Annotated in this window: 19 protein-coding genes; 8 read left to right on the top strand and 11 right to left on the bottom strand. The window is 45.4% G+C overall.

From position 1 onward, the window contains the following. The first annotated feature begins 80 nt into the window (after window positions 1-80). Both EXU85_RS33495 and EXU85_RS33490 read left to right on the top strand, forming a co-directional pair. Window positions 81-1,016, top strand: a complete 936-nt coding sequence (locus tag EXU85_RS33495; RefSeq protein ID WP_142776242.1) for a glycosyltransferase family 2 protein — start codon at window positions 81-83, stop codon at window positions 1,014-1,016. 87 nt (window positions 1,017-1,103) lie between these two features. Continuing rightward, on the top strand, window positions 1,104-1,940 hold the full coding sequence (locus tag EXU85_RS33490) for an FkbM family methyltransferase (RefSeq protein ID WP_142776241.1): 837 nt from the start codon (window positions 1,104-1,106) through the stop codon (window positions 1,938-1,940). 97 nt (window positions 1,941-2,037) lie between these two features. On the opposite strand, the gene EXU85_RS33485 is transcribed toward EXU85_RS33490, so the two are convergent. The 8 genes from EXU85_RS33485 to EXU85_RS33450 all read right to left on the bottom strand — a co-directional run bounded on the left by EXU85_RS33485 (window position 2,038) and on the right by EXU85_RS33450 (window position 7,253). Further along, a complete protein-coding gene (locus EXU85_RS33485; RefSeq protein ID WP_142776240.1) occupies window positions 2,038-2,715 on the bottom strand; it encodes a class I SAM-dependent methyltransferase in 678 nt (225 codons plus the stop codon). A 150-nt stretch (window positions 2,716-2,865) separates the two neighbouring features. Next, window positions 2,866-3,270: a hypothetical protein gene (locus tag EXU85_RS33480; protein WP_142776239.1), complete on the bottom strand. Its 405-nt coding sequence runs from the start codon at window positions 3,268-3,270 to the stop codon at window positions 2,866-2,868. Then, on the bottom strand, window positions 3,271-4,320 hold the full coding sequence (locus EXU85_RS33475; RefSeq protein WP_142776238.1) for a ribonucleotide-diphosphate reductase subunit beta: 1,050 nt from the start codon (window positions 4,318-4,320) through the stop codon (window positions 3,271-3,273). It abuts the gene before it with no gap. Between the two features lie 270 nt (window positions 4,321-4,590). Further along, on the bottom strand, window positions 4,591-4,917 hold the full coding sequence (locus EXU85_RS33470; protein WP_142776237.1) for a hypothetical protein: 327 nt from the start codon (window positions 4,915-4,917) through the stop codon (window positions 4,591-4,593). Continuing rightward, window positions 4,914-6,098, bottom strand: coding sequence for an HNH endonuclease (locus EXU85_RS33465; protein WP_142776236.1), 1,185 nt, complete (start codon window positions 6,096-6,098; stop codon window positions 4,914-4,916). The genes EXU85_RS33470 and EXU85_RS33465 overlap by 4 nt, the downstream gene beginning before the upstream one ends. A 60-nt stretch (window positions 6,099-6,158) precedes the next feature. Continuing rightward, window positions 6,159-6,437, bottom strand: coding sequence for a very short patch repair endonuclease (locus EXU85_RS33460; RefSeq protein ID WP_142776933.1), 279 nt, complete (start codon window positions 6,435-6,437; stop codon window positions 6,159-6,161). A gap of 175 nt (window positions 6,438-6,612) precedes the next feature. Continuing rightward, window positions 6,613-6,837, bottom strand: coding sequence for a PIN domain-containing protein (locus EXU85_RS35920; protein WP_246859662.1), 225 nt, complete (start codon window positions 6,835-6,837; stop codon window positions 6,613-6,615). 179 nt (window positions 6,838-7,016) lie between these two features. Then, the gene (locus EXU85_RS33450; protein WP_142776235.1) at window positions 7,017-7,253 is read right to left on the bottom strand and encodes a DUF2281 domain-containing protein; all 237 of its coding nucleotides are present in this window, start codon (window positions 7,251-7,253) and stop codon (window positions 7,017-7,019) included. Between the two features lie 114 nt (window positions 7,254-7,367). On the opposite strand from EXU85_RS33450, the gene uvrA reads away from it, so the two are divergent. Beyond that, the gene (uvrA, locus tag EXU85_RS33445; RefSeq protein WP_210422423.1) at window positions 7,368-10,256 is read left to right on the top strand and encodes an excinuclease ABC subunit UvrA; all 2,889 of its coding nucleotides are present in this window, start codon (window positions 7,368-7,370) and stop codon (window positions 10,254-10,256) included. 67 nt (window positions 10,257-10,323) lie between these two features. Here the strand turns inward: uvrA and EXU85_RS33440 are convergent, their stop codons facing one another. Beyond that, window positions 10,324-11,055 (bottom strand): hypothetical protein, encoded by a 732-nt coding sequence (locus EXU85_RS33440; RefSeq protein ID WP_142776234.1) that lies wholly within the window; start codon window positions 11,053-11,055, stop codon window positions 10,324-10,326. A 279-nt stretch (window positions 11,056-11,334) separates the two neighbouring features. Between EXU85_RS33440 and EXU85_RS33435 the strand changes: the two genes are divergently transcribed. The 4 genes from EXU85_RS33435 (at window position 11,335) to EXU85_RS33420 (ending at window position 15,417) form a co-directional block, all read left to right on the top strand. Then, the gene (locus EXU85_RS33435) at window positions 11,335-11,739 is read left to right on the top strand and encodes a hypothetical protein (RefSeq protein ID WP_142776233.1); all 405 of its coding nucleotides are present in this window, start codon (window positions 11,335-11,337) and stop codon (window positions 11,737-11,739) included. A gap of 123 nt (window positions 11,740-11,862) precedes the next feature. Next, complete coding sequence (locus tag EXU85_RS33430; protein WP_142776232.1) at window positions 11,863-13,110, top strand: amidohydrolase family protein; 1,248 nt, start codon at window positions 11,863-11,865, stop codon at window positions 13,108-13,110. Between the two features lie 222 nt (window positions 13,111-13,332). After that, the gene (locus tag EXU85_RS33425; RefSeq protein ID WP_142776231.1) at window positions 13,333-14,619 is read left to right on the top strand and encodes a citrate synthase; all 1,287 of its coding nucleotides are present in this window, start codon (window positions 13,333-13,335) and stop codon (window positions 14,617-14,619) included. A gap of 408 nt (window positions 14,620-15,027) precedes the next feature. Next, window positions 15,028-15,417: a transposase gene (locus tag EXU85_RS33420; protein WP_142776230.1), complete on the top strand. Its 390-nt coding sequence runs from the start codon at window positions 15,028-15,030 to the stop codon at window positions 15,415-15,417. 88 nt (window positions 15,418-15,505) lie between these two features. Here the strand turns inward: EXU85_RS33420 and recA are convergent, their stop codons facing one another. Beyond that, entirely contained in the window at window positions 15,506-16,600 is a 1,095-nt protein-coding gene (gene recA, locus EXU85_RS33415; RefSeq protein ID WP_142776229.1) for a recombinase RecA, read from the bottom strand. Between the two features lie 177 nt (window positions 16,601-16,777). After that, window positions 16,778-17,269 (bottom strand): hypothetical protein, encoded by a 492-nt coding sequence (locus tag EXU85_RS33410; RefSeq protein WP_142776228.1) that lies wholly within the window; start codon window positions 17,267-17,269, stop codon window positions 16,778-16,780. Window positions 17,270-17,522: 253 nt separating this feature from the next. Here EXU85_RS33410 and eno point away from each other — a divergent pair, with 253 nt between their 5' ends. Then, window positions 17,523-18,803, top strand: a complete 1,281-nt coding sequence (gene eno / locus EXU85_RS33405; protein ID WP_142776227.1) for a phosphopyruvate hydratase — start codon at window positions 17,523-17,525, stop codon at window positions 18,801-18,803. Window positions 18,804-18,853 lie beyond the last annotated feature (50 nt).

Here is an 18,853-nt window from a genome sequence, read left to right as displayed (position 1 = left end):
GCTAATAAAGATTGATTGGGTGCGGCCCTCCTACGGTGTTACTGTTGTTTTCGCCACACAATTCTCGGTTCTTTGTGCGCATGAATCCGCGAAAAGTTTCCATTATTCTTATCAACTACAACTCTCACCAGTTTACCTACGACTGTGTTAATTCACTAATTGAGAAGACAAAAGGGGTTGATTATGAGGTAATTATTGTTGATAATGACTCAAAAAATGCGGATTACGAAGCACTGAGACCAATTGTAGATCAACCCAGGGTTCAACTCATTCGTAGCCGGATTAACCTTGGCTTTTCGGGTGGGAATATGCTGGGTGTACAATTCGCCGATCCTCAGGCTGATTACTATTATTTCCTGAACAACGATTGCGTAGTACGTACAGACGTATGCAGCCAACTTACCGCATTTATGGAGATAACTCCTGACGCGGGTCTATGCGGGGCACAAATGTTTGCTGGTGATGGTTCCTGGCAAATAACGTTTGGATATCTCCCTACGCTTGGTAGCAAACTCCTTGGCCATAGCTTTGTGCGAGCACTCAATCCCTCCATTTACCCATCTACCCGGCAGGTGTATACAGAACCAGTGCGTGTGCCGTTTGTAATGGGTAGTACCCTGTTTTTACGGGCATCTGCCTTTAATCAGATTGGTGGTTTTGATATTGCTCACTTCCTGTACGTTGAAGAAGAAGATTTAGCGAAACGGCTACAGTTAGCGGGTTTCAAGGCTTATTTAGTGCCTGAGGCTGAGTACGTTCACTTTACGGGCCAGAGCACTGTCCGTAACTACGACGTTGATAAAGAGTATTACATTTCACTCTTTCATTACTTCCGAAAATACCATTCTTGGCCAGCGCGCGCTTTATTCCGGGCCTATTATTTTATCAAGAATGGCCGAAAATTTCGCCGGGACCCGATTTATGGTCAACTAGCCTGGTTTATTGGACGTGGTAGCCCTATGCGCGAAAGCCTGCGGTATCGACAAACCATCCGCTCAGATAACAGCACTTCTTAAAATTGGTTAACTACAAATAGGTTTCGTACTAGATTGAGCCGCTTTGGAAGTTACAGGCTAACTTTGTGGCCGAAAACACATCATAGCATGTTCAAGTATCTAAAAGAATCATTTGCCCGAAAAAAGGCACGACGGGTTACAGCTAAATATCCGTATGAGGTAGACTCATTTCAATTGGCAAAGGAAGGTACTGTTCAGTTTGCCAACTGGAAAAATCCACTGATTCCTCCCAAAACAATTACGCAGTCTGAAATCAATTTTTTTCGTCGGTTTGCTACACCGGGGAGTTTTAGTATTGATGTAGGGGCTAACATTGGCGATACGACCGTACCAATGGCTATTGCTGTTGGAAAAGAAGGCTTAACGCTTGGTTTTGAGCCCAATCCCATGACGTATGAGATCCTGGAAGCCAATGCTGGATTGAATAAAGGAAGCGCTCATATTGTGCCGTTGCGCTATGCAATTACGGAGGAAGAAGGCGAATTTATCTATTCCTCGTCCGAAGCGTCATTCGGTAATGGGGGGGTATCCGCCAGTGTGAGTGAAGCCGATACACATGGTAAGTTTAAGCTTCCTGAAAAGGTGAAGGGTATTAATCTAAGTAAATACCTCAATGAGAACTATAAAGCGTATCTACCTAAATTGTCGCTTATCAAGGTAGACGTTGAAGGCCATGATAAAGACGTGCTGCGTTCGATCTCATCGCTTATCGATCAATATAAGCCCACCTTAATTGCTGAGTGTTTTAGTGAAGCGACACTAGATGAGCGTTTCGAACTGTACCAGATCGTGGCCGACCATGATTACACGCTCTATTATTTCGGTGATTTTGATGAGAACACCGAGATCATCCAACTCAGTCCGCATGATATGAATCGTTGGAAGAACTTCAATTTTTACGCTATTCCAAACAGTAAGAAATAATCAGACAGATTTAATGAACACAGAGCCACAGAGGACACAAAGGAGGTAAACTTAACGTCATAAATTTTGTGTCCTCTGTGGCTCTGTGTTCATTAACTTACTGTGCTTTCAAGCCAAAATACTCGTAGAAATAGTCAGCTGGTTTTAGGTTAATCAACTTTTTACGGTCCTTGACCAAATCGTCATAGGTTAAGGACTGTATTTGAGCAGGCGTAAAATCTAGCTTTGATTCTGGCTTTCTTCGGGTCACAATCCCAAGGCCCTGGTCGCAGTCGAGCACAAATATGTTCAGGTCGGGACGCTGACTACGAAGGTGAATAATCGTTTTCCAGACGTCACCATTCCACTCGCCCACTTCCCAATCCTCAAATCGCCCGGCCGCGCCAGCCGTTTGCGGATTGCAGTCGTGCATAATAATCACACCATCATCGCCCATATAGGTAAGCGTATTTTCTACATCGCGAAGGGCAAACAGATACTCGTGCATGCCATCAACCAGCGCTAACTGAAGCGTTATGCCCGCAAAAACCTGCTGGGCATCCTGCGCAAAGAAATCATCACTCGTTTTCTCGAAATACTTATTGGTCAGATTATACGGGTTAAGGATGGCCTTCCCGAATCGGCGACTGGCATCGAAAATAAACTTCGGGTCGACAGCAACTTTAAAGGAGCTCTTGATGCGAAAGAAAATATGACCGTTCTCAACCCCAATTTCGAGGTAATTCTTGAGACCTTTCTGGCGCATCAGGGCCTGGATAACGTCTAGTCGATTCATTCGGAAAGTAAGAGTAGTGGTATAAAGGAGGAGATATTGTCTAAAATTAGAAAAGTCCCGGCTCAGAACCGGGACTTTTCTAATAAACGGAGTAGTTATACCTAAAAAGGAGGTAGTTTCTGACCAACAGGCCTGAATCTGGCTACTCTGTTAGAGTTTTTTCGTAAAAATCTGGTACAGCAACATAATCACTACGCCCCATATGACTACCATCATAACAAGACTGAACGTTGTTGGCTCACCTGGAGGCACATATAGATCACTATCGGGGCGCTTTAGTACAGTTACAACCTGACCAACTGCACTACTCCTGAAAAACGATTTACTACGCGTGCTTATACGGACTGGTTGTTTGCCAACTAAAGCAATCACCTTATTCGGGTTTTTGCCTCCACCGCGCTCTTTGCCAATTACCTGAACCTGGATTGCCTGCCCGGTTCGTTTAATCTGCTCAACCTGTCGGTAGAAATTGAACAGTCCTACTGATACAACTAAAAGGCCGACGGTGAGTAGTAATAATACCCAGCGTCGGCCATTCCAATGTACTTGACTCATTTAAAAATCAGCATCAAACGTAATGCCTTTGGGCTCTTCGGCTACCACAACAGGCGTTGGATTCTCAGCATCCTGTGGCTGTAAGGCGGATGCTTTCATCGCTTTAAACTTGGACATTACTTCGCCACGCTGGTATTCACCCACCCGTTTCTCGAAGAAATTGGTCTTGCCTTGTAACGAAATCATGTCCATGAAATCGAATGGGTTCGTTACGTTGTAGATTTTCTTCAAGCCAAGCGTCACCAGCAGGTGATCGGCCACAAAGGCAATGTACTGCTTCATCAGCTCGGCGTTCATGCCAATGAGCGATACCGGTAGCGCATCGGCTACAAATTCCTGCTCAATGTCGACGGCATTGCGGATGATGTCGTAAATCTCCGACTCTGGTAGCTTATTAACAATGTGATCGGTATAGAGCATGCAGGCAAAGTCGCGGTGCAGGCCTTCATCGCGTGAGATAAGCTCATTCGAGAACGTAAGCCCCGGCATCATGCCGCGCTTTTTGAGCCAGTAGATAGAGCAGAACGAACCCGAAAAGAAAATACCCTCGACAACGGCAAAGGCAATAAGCCGTTCGGCAAACGAGCCATTGTCGATCCAGCGCAACGCCCATTCGGCTTTTTTCTGGACGCAGGGTATGGTGTCGATTGCATTCAGCAACCGATCCTTTTCGTTAGGATCTTTAATATAGGTATCGATCAGTAGCGAATAGGTTTCGGAGTGGATGTTCTCCATCATCACCTGAAAGCCATAGAAACATTTGGCTTCGGCATACTGCACCTCCGACAGAAAATTGACAGCCAGGTTCTCATTGACAATCCCATCCGACGCGGCAAAGAACGCCAGTACGTGCGAGATGAAGTGCCGTTCGCCATCGTTGAGGCTATTCCAGTCCTTCATATCCTGCCCGAGATCAATCTCTTCGGCGGTCCAGAACGACGCTTCGTGGGTTTTATAATATTCCCAAATGTCCCAGTGCTTGATGGGGAACAGCACAAAGCGACCTTTGTCTTCTTCTAAGATCGGTTCAATTACATCATTCTGTACCATAGTATCGGCGTGCGGTTTTATGCGTAAAAGTCAGTCGATCTAATTGAACGGATCGGCTACTTATACATTGAAATCGGATTAACAAAATTAAGCTTTCTGCCCGCTTCTGCAAGCCCGACTGGCTAGATAACTGGTATGAGATAAATGATGTAATTTTATAAGGGTAAGATAGTCAGAGGATTAAGCCGTTGGCCTTATTTGAAGTTCTTGGAATAGTATAGTGTTGGGGAGTTAGCTTAATGCTGCGAACTGCATAGCGACGCTATGGGGCTAAAAAGAATAATCGTAGTGTTCGTGACGGTAGCCTATTTTTAAGACTTGATCGCCAATGTAGTATTTTCCGTCTTTGCGCAGATTAGCACGGACTGGTGCAGCATCAGGATCAAGTTGGTATTTATATTCTTGTGGCCCCTTTTCAAAATTTTGATCAACACGTTCTGCAATGTCACGAGTTACGAGAATATAATTTTTCTTAACTTCAATAACTGTATAAGCGTGGCGGTCTGACCATTGAAGTAATGTAGCTCCGTCGCCAATTTTTGGCTCAACGGTTTTGCCTTCAGCATAAATAAGGTTTGTTAAGGTGCTGTATTTCATTTATCAAAGCGGTTTAGCCTATATTCTAGAAATTCCTTCTTTGGTTGATACGTTTTAGGAACTAGAATCGACTGATGCTCAAAATGACCAAAGAATCGCTGAAAAAAATCTTTCGAAATCTCTTCCTTTAATTGTTTCGAAATTAATACTTTATAATCTGTATCAATGCAAATTAATCCAGTTTCGTAAGCACGGTCATATAGATATGATAGACAGATGCCATTTTCGGGGTTTAATCTTTCTTCTTTATTGATAGACCAAGGCACAATATGCCCAGCTATTAACAACTCAGGTTGGTTTAGCCCCGAAATGGCACATCGGTTCGCATATGTTTTTAAAACCATTTTTCGGAAAACGTTCTGATTAACTCTAGTTTTGATAGATCTGATTTTATATTCACCTTTTAAATCAGAAACTTGAAAATCAAAATCAGAATTTGTTTCTTCTAGTGTCTTGTGTTGATAATCAGCGATTATGCTTTCACTTTCATAGATTAAATCTTCCTGATTAGCTATAAATTCATTCCATATTGACTGTATTTGCATTGAACCTTCTTGTAAGCCAATTGTGCCATGTTGCTTATTGTAAGGATCAACAAAAGCAAAATTGTTTAATCGCATCGCGGCTGAACTGGCGCTTTTTCCAATTAAACTGGCAAAATTTATTACCTCTTTGTTACTGGGATCGAGCTTGCCAGGTGGTAACTTTAGGTATAAATTGAAAACAGCAAGTAGCTGTTTCCGTGTCCAATGATCAGATACTGTTTTATAAGTTGTGTCAGCGTAGTACTCATTTAAATGAAATACAAATTTGCTTGGATATTGGGATTCTAACTCTATGCTAACAACCTCAATTTTTCCAAAGTATATGAAATTAGTATGATGAATTGCTCTGAAAAATAAATGAATTTCTTCTCCATTTGATCGAGCATACACTATCCGGTTTTCTGCAAAATGGTCGTTTGGCCCTTCCCAATGTAAATATTCATCTACTAATTTGTCTGCATACTGCTCTAGAGAACCCTGCTTCTCAGCAGTAACAAATAGAATAATTTTTGAATCTCCTTTTGGCGCTACTACACCGCGAGCAAGGGCTTGGTAGGCTGCATAGTTCCAAATCTCTGCTAAAAATTTACGGGAGTATTCTTGGCCTATTTTTATAGAATCGAAAGAAACATGCATTTAAAGAGGAGAAAGATATAATCACAATCAAATATATTTATTATTTATACTAAATGGTATCTAAAAGTTTGTTTTAATGCGAACATCTCTGCGTTTATTCCCATTGATTTTGTCAAGCCACCAATCCGTTCGGGTTTTAGGAACTATGAAAAAGCGACAACCTTCATGGCCATGGAAAAAACAGCCATGCAAGAAAATAACGGTTTTGTATTTGGGCAACACCAAGTCGGGTTTGCCGCGGAGCTTTTTATCGTGGAGACGATACCGAAATCCTTGTGCGTGAAGAAACTTACGGACGATTAGCTCTGGTTTAGTGTCTTTGCTTCGCACGCGGCTCATGTTATAGCTGCACGGTCCGGCGTTCCGGCTGAGCAGGCGTGTGAACATCGGTCATAGGTTGAGAAACATTGAGTTTATGTACCTATAACAACGTTGCTACGCTATTGTCTTAGAGCCACTCTGTCCTGACTGAGTATGCTGGAATTGTAAAACGTACAGGAGTTAAAAATACGATCTACCAAATCACGTCAACAACATCCCGATACCGCCCAAATTTCTCATCGGCGGAAATAATTGGCATTTTTTCAGCTAAAGCTGTGGCTAGAATGAGCCTATCAAAAGGATCGCGGTGATCGGCAAACAGTGGTATTTGGTCGTAGGTTGCGATATGCCTGTTATCAAGCTGAATAATATGGAATCCGTCCTGCTTGGTTTGAGCAATAAGTTCATCTACAGATATCCGAAAGGTAGGCAGCTTACCGATTTTTAGTTTAATGGCTACCTCAATGAAGCTTCATTGAGATACCTAAATCTGATTTGCCGAATTAGTGAGAACTGCATGGGCCAACGTAGAGATAGACGGATTATCCTCTTGAATCCAGATCAATACTTGGGTGTCAATAAGTACATTCATTATGCCTACATGTATTCGCTAAGGTCATCGAGTGGCTCATTAAAATCCGCCGGAACGCTTACTTTGCCGGTTAGCGAGCCGAAGCGAATACCCTGTTTATCGTGTATACCAGTTTTTTGAGGCTTTTCTTTTGTCTCGTTCTCTAAAAACGTCACAATCACCTCTGTTCCTTCTGGAATGGATGGTATTTCATGTAATATGATTTGACCGTGGCCGAAAGTGCCTTTAACTGCCGTTAGCATAGCGAACCTGTTTTTACGTAAAGATAACAGTTTTGCAAGTTGCAAAAACCAGCCGTCTTCCCGGAAACTACCCCCACCCGTTTTACGTTGTTCCTTGGAATAAGCCAATCCAACGTGACGACTGAAGAAAAGCCACAATTAACTGATATTGACCTGACGGGATACGACCAGATTGAGGTCCTCGGTGCCCGTGAACATAATCTCAAAAATATTGATGTTACAATTCCTCGCAATAAGCTGGTTGTTGTAACAGGTATTAGCGGAAGCGGTAAATCGTCGCTGGCCTTCGATACAATTTATGCGGAGGGACAACGGCGCTACATGGAGAGTTTTTCGGCCTACGCCCGCTCGTTTATTGGCGACATGGAACGGCCCGATGTGGATAAAATCAACGGCCTGAGTCCGGTAATTTCCATTGAGCAAAAGACAACCTCCAAAAACCCCCGCTCAACGGTGGGGACCACCACCGAGATCTACGACTTTCTTCGATTGCTCTACGCTCGTGCGGGCGAAGCGTTCTCGTACATTACGGGGCGGAAAATGGAACGTCAATCTCAGGACCAGATTATTGACACCATTCTGGAGCAATATGCCGGACAGAAAATAACCCTGCTGTCGCCTATTATTAAAAGCCGGAAGGGCCATTACCGCGAACTGTTCGTACAGATTGCCAAGACTGGCTACACCAAAGTACGGGTGGATGGCGTGGTCCAGGATATTGCACCGAAGATGCAACTGGATCGCTACAAAATTCACGACATCGAGATCGTTATTGACCGGCTTGTCCCGAAAGCAGATGATCGCTATCGATTGAGTCAGTCGATCCAGACAGCACTTAAACAGGGCAAAGGTGCCATGCAGATGCTGGATGGGAAAGGGCAGTTGATCTATTTCTCGCAGAATCTGATGGACCCCGAATCGGGAATCAGCTACGATGAGCCATCGCCCAACTCGTTTTCGTTCAACTCACCTTATGGAGCCTGCCCAGTTTGTAATGGATTAGGTGTCGTTGAAGAAATCACGGAAGAATCTGTTATCCCGGATAAGTCGCTGAGTATTAGCCGGGGTGCTATTGCTCCCCTGGGCGAATACCGCGAATTATGGATTTTCAAGGAGATCGAAGCGATCCTGAAGAAATACAAGCTTAACCTGACCACACCCGTTGTCAAGTTTCCCGAAGATCTGCTCCATGCGCTGATGTATGGTACAGAGGAAGAAGCAACCGTGCCATCGAAAAAATACGTTGGGGAGGATTATTACAGCTTTAAATTCGAGGGGATTGTTAACTTCCTGAAACGGCAGCAGGAAAACAGCACGGATAAAATTCAGGAGTGGCTCAAGGATTTTATGGTCATTAAATCCTGCCCGGAATGCCAGGGTGCACGACTGAAAAAAGAATCGCTCTATTTCAAAATCGACCAGAAGAATATTTCTGAACTGGCTCGCATGGACATATCCGAGTTAACGGAATGGTTTACAGGCGTAGAAAGTCGTCTGACTGATCGACAGAAAGTCATTGCGAAAGAAATTCTGAAGGAAATTCGCAAGCGTATCGGCTTCCTGCTCGACATTGGCCTCGATTACCTGACGCTCGATCGTCCGCTACGTACTTTATCGGGTGGTGAAGCGCAGCGTATCCGACTAGCCACGCAAATCGGAACACAATTGGTGGGTGTGCTCTACATCATGGATGAACCGAGTATCGGTCTGCACCAGCGCGATAACGTGAAACTGATTGACTCGCTAAAAAATCTGCGCGATTTGGGGAATACGGTTCTAGTTGTGGAGCATGATAAAGACATGATGCTCGAATCAGACTTTATTCTCGACATCGGTCCCGGCGCTGGCCGGCACGGTGGGCAGGTTGTTAATCAGGGAACACCCGAGGAATTCCTGAAAAACCAATATGCCGGGGTGGCTGGTAGCAGTACCACCGCCGATTACCTAAGCGGCCGACGCGCTATTGAGGTGCCAGCCGAACGACGAAAAGGTAACGGTAAATTTCTAATCATCAAGAATGCCACGGGACACAATCTGAAAAACGTAACGCTGAAATTGCCGCTTGGTCGGATGGTGACGATTACGGGCGTATCGGGCAGCGGTAAATCATCGCTGATTCATGAAACCTTGTTTCCTGTACTGAATCGCCATTTTTATAAGTCGAAGCGTGAGCCGCTGCCATTTAAAACGGTGGAAGGGCTGGAGTACCTGGACAAAGTGATTGAGGTCGATCAGTCGCCCATTGGGCGTACACCCCGCTCGAATCCGGCTACCTACACGGGTATGTTTTCCGAAATCAGAACCCTGTTTGCCGAACTTCCCGAAGCTAAAATTCGTGGTTACAAACCTGGTCGGTTCTCGTTCAACGTGAAAGGGGGCCGGTGCGAAGATTGCGAGGGCGCGGGCATGAAGAAGATCGAAATGGAATTTCTGCCCGATGTGCATGTGATGTGCGAAACCTGCAAAGGCAAACGCTTCAACCGCGAAACACTGGAGGTTCGTTTCAAAGGAAAATCCATTGCGGATGTCCTCGACATGACCGTTGAGCAAGGGTTAGACTTCTTTGCCAGTCAACCCAAAATCCTGCGGAAAGTATCAACACTGAACGACGTAGGATTGGGTTATATCACGCTCGGTCAACACGCTACTACGCTATCGGGTGGCGAGGCACAACGGGTAAAACTTGCGGAAGAACTGTCCAAAAAAGACACCGGCAAAACGCTCTATATCCTCGACGAACCAACCACGGGGCTGCATTTTCAGGACATTGCCCACTTGCTCGACGTATTAAATAAACTCGCCGATAAAGGAAATACGGTTTTGATTATCGAGCACAACTTAGACGTGATCAAAGTCTCCGACCACCTCATCGACTTGGGTCCGGAAGGTGGTAACAAAGGCGGTTACATCATCGCTGAAGGCTCACCTGAAAAGGTGGCCGAGGTGAAAGGAAGCTATACGGGTAAGTTTTTGAAGATGGAGTTGACAGCGAGCAAGGCATAGGCGTTGACAACGACTGGCTAGTCGCCCCATGTCCATACGACGGATGGGGCTACTAGCCGTTCTGCTATTAGGGTAGTACAATAGGCCCTAACATATGTAGCCACAAGATATAGCCTGACACGCCACCAACAAGCCCAGCTACAACGAACGTAAATCGCTGATGCGGAGGAATGAACTTAAAAATGACGTAGTGTAGGACAAAAGCGCCTACCGCACCCGTAACCACATTTAATGTCCACGGGGGTAAATCGTAGTATTTTGACAGGCGAGTTTCATCTCCACGGCCGTATACTCCTTTAAAAATTAGGAGCATAAACATCATAAAACAATTGGCAACCTGTCTAAGCCAGAATAGAGCGATGAATACCCATAGCCAGTCTGAATTAGATAAGTCAAGCTGTAAGTCACGTTTTTTTCTGTTTATAAGAAATAATATTAGTAGCCCCAAAGTACCGGTAAGCATGGTTTGTAATGGACCTCCCCACTGAAAATAGCAACGGATATGAATCATTTTTTTTTCTAAATGATTCATATCCGTTTTCTCTGGAAAAATAACTTTATTTTTTAATTCATGTCGGAATTTTTTATAATAATAATCAAGAGAATCGGTGGCAGAAGTATGACCCGTATAAGTACTGCCATAAGTAATCCGTCCGCCTTTAAAGCCCATTAATTTAGCGATAAGTAAATGCCCAGCTTCGTGGGAGAGCGTACCAATAATAGTAAATAAGATAAAGCAAAGTGTCAAATTCCAGCAAAGCGTTATATCTATAAAAGTATACCAATTTTTTTTGTTCATATTAATGAAAATGCTTTGCTCTTATTTCTGTTACTGTGGTTTGTTACTTGAGCCTCTCTTTTCTGGATTGTAGCGATATAAGTGTCTCTTACAACCCAGATGGAGGATATTATTTCCAGTTTGATTGTATTTAGTTGTGTGGATACAATGCTCAAATATAGTGACTTGATCCATTTTTTTTGTGTCTTGTTTGTTATTTTATGGCACATAATGAGTACTGCTTTTTGTGCGTTATCAACGTGCCGCATTTTGTTGGGCCTTTAGTTTTCTAATTGATTTATGCGTAACCCATTCTTCTACATTTTGCTCCTTGTGCTCGTCGTTCTGGACGGCTGGCTATTGGCACACCCCAATCTGATTGGTCAGGCTGGGGTGTTCTTTTTTGATTACAGCGCTATTGAAACGTTCCCTAAAGCTATCGGAACCGTTTCAATAGTAATTAGTGTGTCTATCTTGATAACCTGGTTAGCTGGTCGGTTGAGTCAGCCAGTAGCGATCGGTATTACTATTGCACTACTGGTGGGGTCTGTTTATTACTTATTTCAGAGTTTTTCTCAGTACAATACAGGCATTTATAAGCTTACGGGCGCTGGTTTCCGGGCAGGGGCTATTTTGCTCCCGGCGTTAGTGGTGTTGGTTTTTGGGAAAGGTGTGTGGGATGTGATTTCAAACAAGCGTAGCTGACCTATCAGTTATTGATTGGATATCCAACCGTAGTGTGTTGTCAGATGCTTACATCTGACAACACAAAAAGAGCCTCAATTGGCTCTTTTTTGCGTATTTTTGAGATTGCTCACTCACTTCCTCATGAACAAACTATATCTCTTCTTAATCTGTCTCCCCGTATCACTTTTTGCGCAATCGACCTATCTTCTTAAACCCGACCGCGTCTTCGATGGCGAAACTATGCATGAGGGCTGGGTGGTACGTGTAAAAGACGATAAAATTGAAACAGCGGGCCCTGCATCTTCTGTATCGGCAACGGGCGCTGAAGTCATTGACCTGAAAGGAACAACGCTAACTCCCGGTCTGATTGAAGGGCACTCGCATCTATTATTACATCCCTATAATGAAACGCCCTGGGATGATCAGGTGTTGAAAGAAGCTCGCTCGCTACGGGTAGCAAGGGCAACCGTTCATGCGCAGAAAACGCTGTTAGCAGGCTTTACAACCGTACGTGATCTTGGTACCGAAGGGGCAGATTATGATGATGTAGGCTTAAAGCAGGCGATCAATAAAGGCATTATTCAAGGTCCGCGCATGATTGTTGTCACGAAGGCGCTCATTGCCACTGGGAGTTATGCCCCTAAAGGATTTAGTCCAGACATCGATGTACCACAAGGCGCTGAAGAGGCCGATGGTCATGATGCGCTCATTCTGGCCGTCCGTCGGCAGATTGGTAAAGGGGCCGATGCCATAAAAATCTACGCCGATTACCGCTGGGGCTTAATGGCTGAAGCACGTCCAACCTACACCATTGACGAAATTAAACTCATTGTTGAAGTTGCTAAAAGTAGTGGCCGGGCAGTCGTTGCGCATGCAGGTACCGCCGAGGGAATGCGCCGGGCTATTTTAGGCGGTTGCGAAACGATTGAACATGGCGATGCCGGAACTCCCGAAATCTTCGCGCTTATGAAGCAGCACGGCACCGCACTCTGCCCGACACTGGCTGCGGGTGATGCCGTGAGCCAATATCGAGGCTGGAAAAAAGGGCAGGAATCTGAACCGGAACGAATCAAACAAAAGCGTGTGACGTTTAAACAGGCATTAGATGCAGGCGTAACAATCTGCGCTGGTGGCGATGTAGGCGTGTTCAGTCACGGCGATAATGCGCGTGAGCTGGTGATGATGGTAGATTATGGCATGAAACCTATTGATGTGTTGCGTTCGGCTACGTCGGTAAACGCCGACGTTTTTCACCTGGCCGACCGGGGACGCGTTCGACCCGGCTTACTGGCTGATTTGGTGGCAGTAGAAGGTGATCCCTCAAAAACAATCGCTGATTTATATCGGGTTCGGGCGGTGCTGAAAGGGGGCGTTTTTTACAAACGATAAGGAGAAATTGTACCCTGAGAGGCCATGTTACAGCTTAATACAACCGTAACATGGCTTTTTTACAACAATTTCATCTGTCGTTTAGATTTTTGGGCTAATTTCGCCCGGACAGTTTGGTTACGGCGTTTGGACTACGTTGAACAACGCACTTAATGCCACTTCATCCTGGTACTCAACAAGCCGCTAATTCGTTACTTCTGATTAACTCTACCCCGTTTTTGTATGGCAAACACCGCTGAATTAACTGTCGATGGTAAATCCTATTCATTCCCAACACTAGAGGGGACCGAGCATGAAAAAGCCTTCGACATCTCAAATCTACGTGATCAGACCGGCTACGTTACGTTAGACCGGGGTTATAAAAACACTGGTGCTACAAAAAGTGCCATTACGTTTTTAGATGGTGAAGAGGGTATTTTGCAATATCGGGGTTATTCCATTGAAGACCTGGCTGCAAAGGCTTCCTTTCTGGAAGTAGCTTACCTGCTTATATATGGTGAATTGCCAACCCAGGAACAGTTTACGCAGTTTGAAACGGCTATTCGTCGGCATACCCTGGTTAACGAAGATATGCGGAAAATCTTCGATGGTTTTCCAGTCAAAGCACACCCGATGGGCGTTTTGTCGTCGTTAGTGAGTGCAATGAGTGCGTTTTACCCAGATTTAGAGTCTGGGAAAGAAGAAGATAAAACGGACTTACACATTATCCGTCTGCTGGCTAAGCTACCCACTATTGCTACCTGGTCGTACAAGCGGGCATTGGGTCATCCAATGAACTACCCTAAAAATAATCTTGACTACATCCCGAACTTCCTGAACATGATGTTCTCGTTGCCAGTCGAAGAGTATAAAGTTGATCCGGTAGTAGCCGAGGCCCTGAACGTTCTGCTTATTCTGCATGCTGACCACGAGCAAAACTGCTCGACCTCAACCGTACGACTGGTTGGTTCGTCGCAGGCCAACATTTATTCGTCTATTTCGGCGGGCATCAGTGCGTTGTGGGGACCGCTCCACGGTGGCGCTAACCAGGAAGTCATTGAGATGCTCGAAGACATCAAAGCCGACGGGGGTGATGTGTCGAAATACGTAGAAATGGCCAAGAATGCGAAAACAACTGGCTTCCGGTTATTTGGCTTTGGTCACCGTGTGTATAAGAACTTTGATCCCCGAGCTCGGATTATCAAAAAGGCTGCCGACGATGTGTTGAGTAAGCTGGGTGTTAATGATCCCGTACTTGAAATCGCTAAAGGCCTGGAAGAAGCAGCGCTTCATGACGATTATTTTGTATCGCGCAAACTATACCCGAACGTCGATTTCTATTCAGGTATTATTTATCGCGCATTGGGCATCCCAACCAACATGTTTACGGTAATGTTCGCTATCGGTCGTTTGCCGGGCTGGATTGCACAATGGAAAGAAATGCGTGAAACAAAAGAACCAATCGGTCGTCCCCGCCAAATTTACACTGGCGAAACTCTGAGGGAGTTCGTACCGCTTGAAAAACGATAAATTTTTGTAGTACCGACCGTCCCGGTCGGGTGTGAAGCTAGGCAATTCATCCGTCTATTCTCACACTCGATCGGGACGGTCGTTTTACGAGCAGGTGACTATAACTATGTCTCAGTGTCCTATGTCACACCCGACCGTCTCGGTCGGCACTACAGATATGGAACCAGAGATATATCGCCGTAAACTCCCTCATATTCAGCCACTATCAAGTACGTTCTTCGTTACCTATCGGCTTCATAGCTCTTTACCAGCTACTGTTAAGCAACAACTTCGTGAAGAGTATACGCGGAGAAGCTCCGTTTAACCAAGTCAGACAGTTATTCAATCAAAGTTTCCGACAAATTAAGCCGTCGTTACTTTGGCCGTTTTGATGGTTTACTGGATTTATGTGCTTATTGTCCAGCCTATTTGTCGAATCAAGAAGTGGCTCAGTTAGTCGCTGAGTCCTTGCATTTCTGGGATGGTCAACGTATTAACTTAATTGCCTACACGATTATGTCTAATCATGTGCATGCCGTTTTTACGTTAACGGGAGAGGAGATTGAAGCAGGAAAAGTGAATTCACTAAAGCGATTAATGCATTCGATCAAAAGCTATACAGCACACAAGGCAAATGTATTGCTCAATTTAAATGGTGAATTTTGGGAAGAAGAAACGTATGACCGTTTGGTTCGAGATACCGATGAGCTTCGCCGTATTGTGAGGTATGTACTAATGAATCCAGTAAAAGCTGGTTTATGTGAAGATTGGAAGACTTGGAAATGGAATTATGTGAAGCCGATCTACGACGAATTCTAGTAAAACCGACCGTCCCGGTCGGGTGTGAGAATAGACAAATCACTGTCGATTTCCACACCCGACCGGGACGGTCGGTACTACAAAGAAATTAATCATCGATTTCACCTTCATCGTCGGCCGCGGTAGCTGCCAGAACGGGATCAAGTAAAACGTCATCGTCTTCTGCGATTTTAGCCCGGATCTTGCCTTCAATTTCGGCCATCAGTTCTGGATTGTCGAGCAATAGTTCTTTCACCGCATCGCGACCCTGTGCCAAACGGCTGGTGCCATACGAGAACCAGGAACCTGATTTCTTAACAATCTCCATTTCAACGGATAAGTCCAGGATTTCCCCAACTTTCGAAATGCCTTGGCCGTACATGATGTCGAACTCAACAACTTTGAAAGGGGCTGCCAGTTTGTTTTTGACAACTTTCACTTTCGTACGGTTACCCACAATGTTATCGGCACCTTCTTTGATCTGACCAATCCGGCGGATGTCAAGACGAACCGATGCGTAGAATTTCAGCGCATTACCGCCCGTTGTGGTTTCGGGGTTACCAAACATCACACCGATCTTTTCACGAAGCTGGTTGATGAAAATACAGCAGCAACCCGTTTTGTTAATGGTACCGGTGAGTTTCCGTAAGGCCTGCGACATCAGACGAGCTTGTAAGCCCATTTTGCTTTCGCCCATTTCGCCTTCGATCTCAGCTTTTGGCACCAGTGCGGCAACCGAGTCAATAACGATAATGTCAATAGCACCCGAACTGATGAGATGCTCAGCGATTTCAAGCGCCTGTTCGCCATTGTCTGGCTGTGAAATAAGAAGATTTTTTGTATCGATGCCCAGCTTTTCAGCGTAAACACGGTCAAATGCGTGTTCAGCGTCGATAAAGGCCGCCAGACCACCTGCTTTCTGGGCTTCGGCGATGCAGTGCATCGTTAAGGTGGTTTTACCTGACGATTCTGGCCCGTAGATTTCAACGACACGACCACGTGGCATGCCGCCAATACCAAGGGCTAAATCCAACCCCAGCGAGCCAGTTGAAATAACCGGAACATCGATAACTTTCGTATCGCTCAGGCGCATAACCGTGCCTTTGCCAAACGCTTTATCAAGTTTCTCGATTGTGGTTTGAAGTGCTTTTAATTTACTGTCATTAGCAGATGCTGTGGCTTGCGCCGTATCTGATTTTGCCATGTTAGGATGGTTGTTTAAACAGATAAAATTACCCAAAAATCGCCGGATTACCAAACGGTTTTTGAAAATAGTTGGGGCTTTTTAGCTGCGGATTTAGGTAGAAAATTTAACGCTGAAAAAGCCCGCCAATTGCCTTATTTTCAGGCAGATTGATGGGCTTTTAAGGGATTGGTTCAACTATAGAGTTGAGTCGGCTGTAGCGGGTTGCTGAGCCGGGCTAGGCTGTTGTGCCTGGGGCTGAGCGGGTTGGGCTTGCCCAGGCTGATAACCTGGATAAGCAGACCCATCGCCATAGGGGCGAGCGGCTGGGCCAACGATTTCTACAGCCGTGATATAATACTTAGTTTCGCCGTTCCAGGGAAACTTCAGGATCTTTTCTTCGTAATGCAATGTCACCCGTTGGCCGGTTTTAACGGCCTCTGTAACCTGGGCAGCTACTGCATCATCCTTTACCGAAAAATCGAAATATTGGGGCGTTAGCGACCCTGTTTCACCCGAAAAGCCTCCAACATTCAGAACACCTTCGTAGGTTTTGAAGATAAAACCCCGCCGACTGAATTTAGAAACCGTTCCGGCACGCTCGCCATCGCTATAGCTCCAGCCGGTAAGTGCGTAGAGTACGCCAAAAACAACTAATAAAAATAACAGAAAATATAAGAGCCCTCGCATAGGTATGGCTGGTTTAGTGGTGAATTATGAGCACACAAATAGACAACATTTTCTGATAACTTCTGTTTCGGGACCCTGTAGACCATTAATTATTCATGAAGTAACGAACCAATCCCATTCCTTTTCTGAAGTTTTGCCCTGTATTTCGTTACTTTGCAGCTAGTAAGCTAATCGGCTAATGGCTTGGGAGTCAAATTCCATATACCGATACGCCAAGACGTGTTCGTTATTAACCCCTTCTTAATTCTCTGCAATGAGTACCATTCAAAGCATTCATGCCCGACAGATTCTGGATTCACGCGGTAACCCGACTGTTGAAGTGGACGTCCGCACCGAAAATGGTTTTCTGGGCCGTGCTGCCGTTCCATCGGGGGCATCGACAGGCACTCACGAAGCCGTTGAACTTCGCGATGATGACAAAAAGGTTTACGTTGGCAAAGGCGTTCTGAAAGCCGTATCTAACGTCAACGAACTTATTTTTCCGGAATTGGTCGGTATTTCCGTTTTTGAGCAGAGCATGATTGATAAAATTATGCTTGAACTGGATGGCACGCCAAACAAAGGCCGTTTAGGCGCAAACGCTATTCTGGGCGTATCGCTGGCTGCTTCGAAAGCGGCTGCACAGGAAGCAGGTTTGCCACTCTACCGTTACATCGGTGGCGTTAATGCCAATACCTTACCTGTGCCCATGATGAACATCCTGAATGGTGGTTCGCATGCCGATAACTCCATTGACTTCCAGGAGTTCATGGTTATGCCCGCCAATGCGCCAAGCTTTTCGGAAGCGCTGCGGATGGGAACCGAAATTTTCCATACCCTCAAAGGCGTATTGAAGAAAATGGGTCTGGCTACCAACGTTGGTGATGAAGGTGGTTTTGCCCCGAACATCAAGTCGAACGAGGAAGCGATTCAAACCATTATGCAGGCTATCGAGAAAGCTGGCTACCGCCCAGGTGAAGATGTCTGGATTGCTATGGATGCTGCTTCTTCGGAGTTCTATGATGCTGAAGCAGGTGTTTATCATTTCAAAAAATCAACTGGCGACAAGCTGACTTCGGCGGAAATGGCTGGCTTCTGGAAAGATTGGGCTTCTAAATACCCCATCCTGTCCATTGAAGATGGTATGGCCGAAGACGATTGGGCTGGCTGGAAACTACACACCGACGAGCTGAAAGGCACGAAGGTTCAACTGGTTGGTGATGACCTGTTTGTAACGAACGTAACCCGCCTGCAGGAAGGTATCGACAAAGGCATTGCCAATGCAATTCTGGTGAAAGTAAACCAGATCGGTTCGTTGACCGAAACGATTGATACCGTAAACCTGGCGAAGCGCAATTCGTACAAGAACATTATGTCGCACCGCTCGGGCGAAACCGAAGATGCTACCATCGCTGATTTAGCAGTGGCGTTGAATACAGGTCAAATCAAAACCGGTTCAGCTTCGCGCTCAGACCGGATGGCGAAATACAACCAACTGCTTCGTATCGAAGAGGAATTAGGCGAAACGGCGTATTTCCCAGGACTTAAATTCTAGCAGGGAGCACGGTGCACGGAGCAGGGAAGAGCTACTAGATTCCCCGCTCC

Origin of the sequence: Spirosoma sp. KCTC 42546 (assembly GCF_006965485.1) — a bacterium.
GTDB lineage: Bacteria > Bacteroidota > Bacteroidia > Cytophagales > Spirosomataceae > Spirosoma.
Note: the sequence above shows the minus strand (reverse complement) of the source record. Positions and strands in the feature narration are given on the sequence as shown.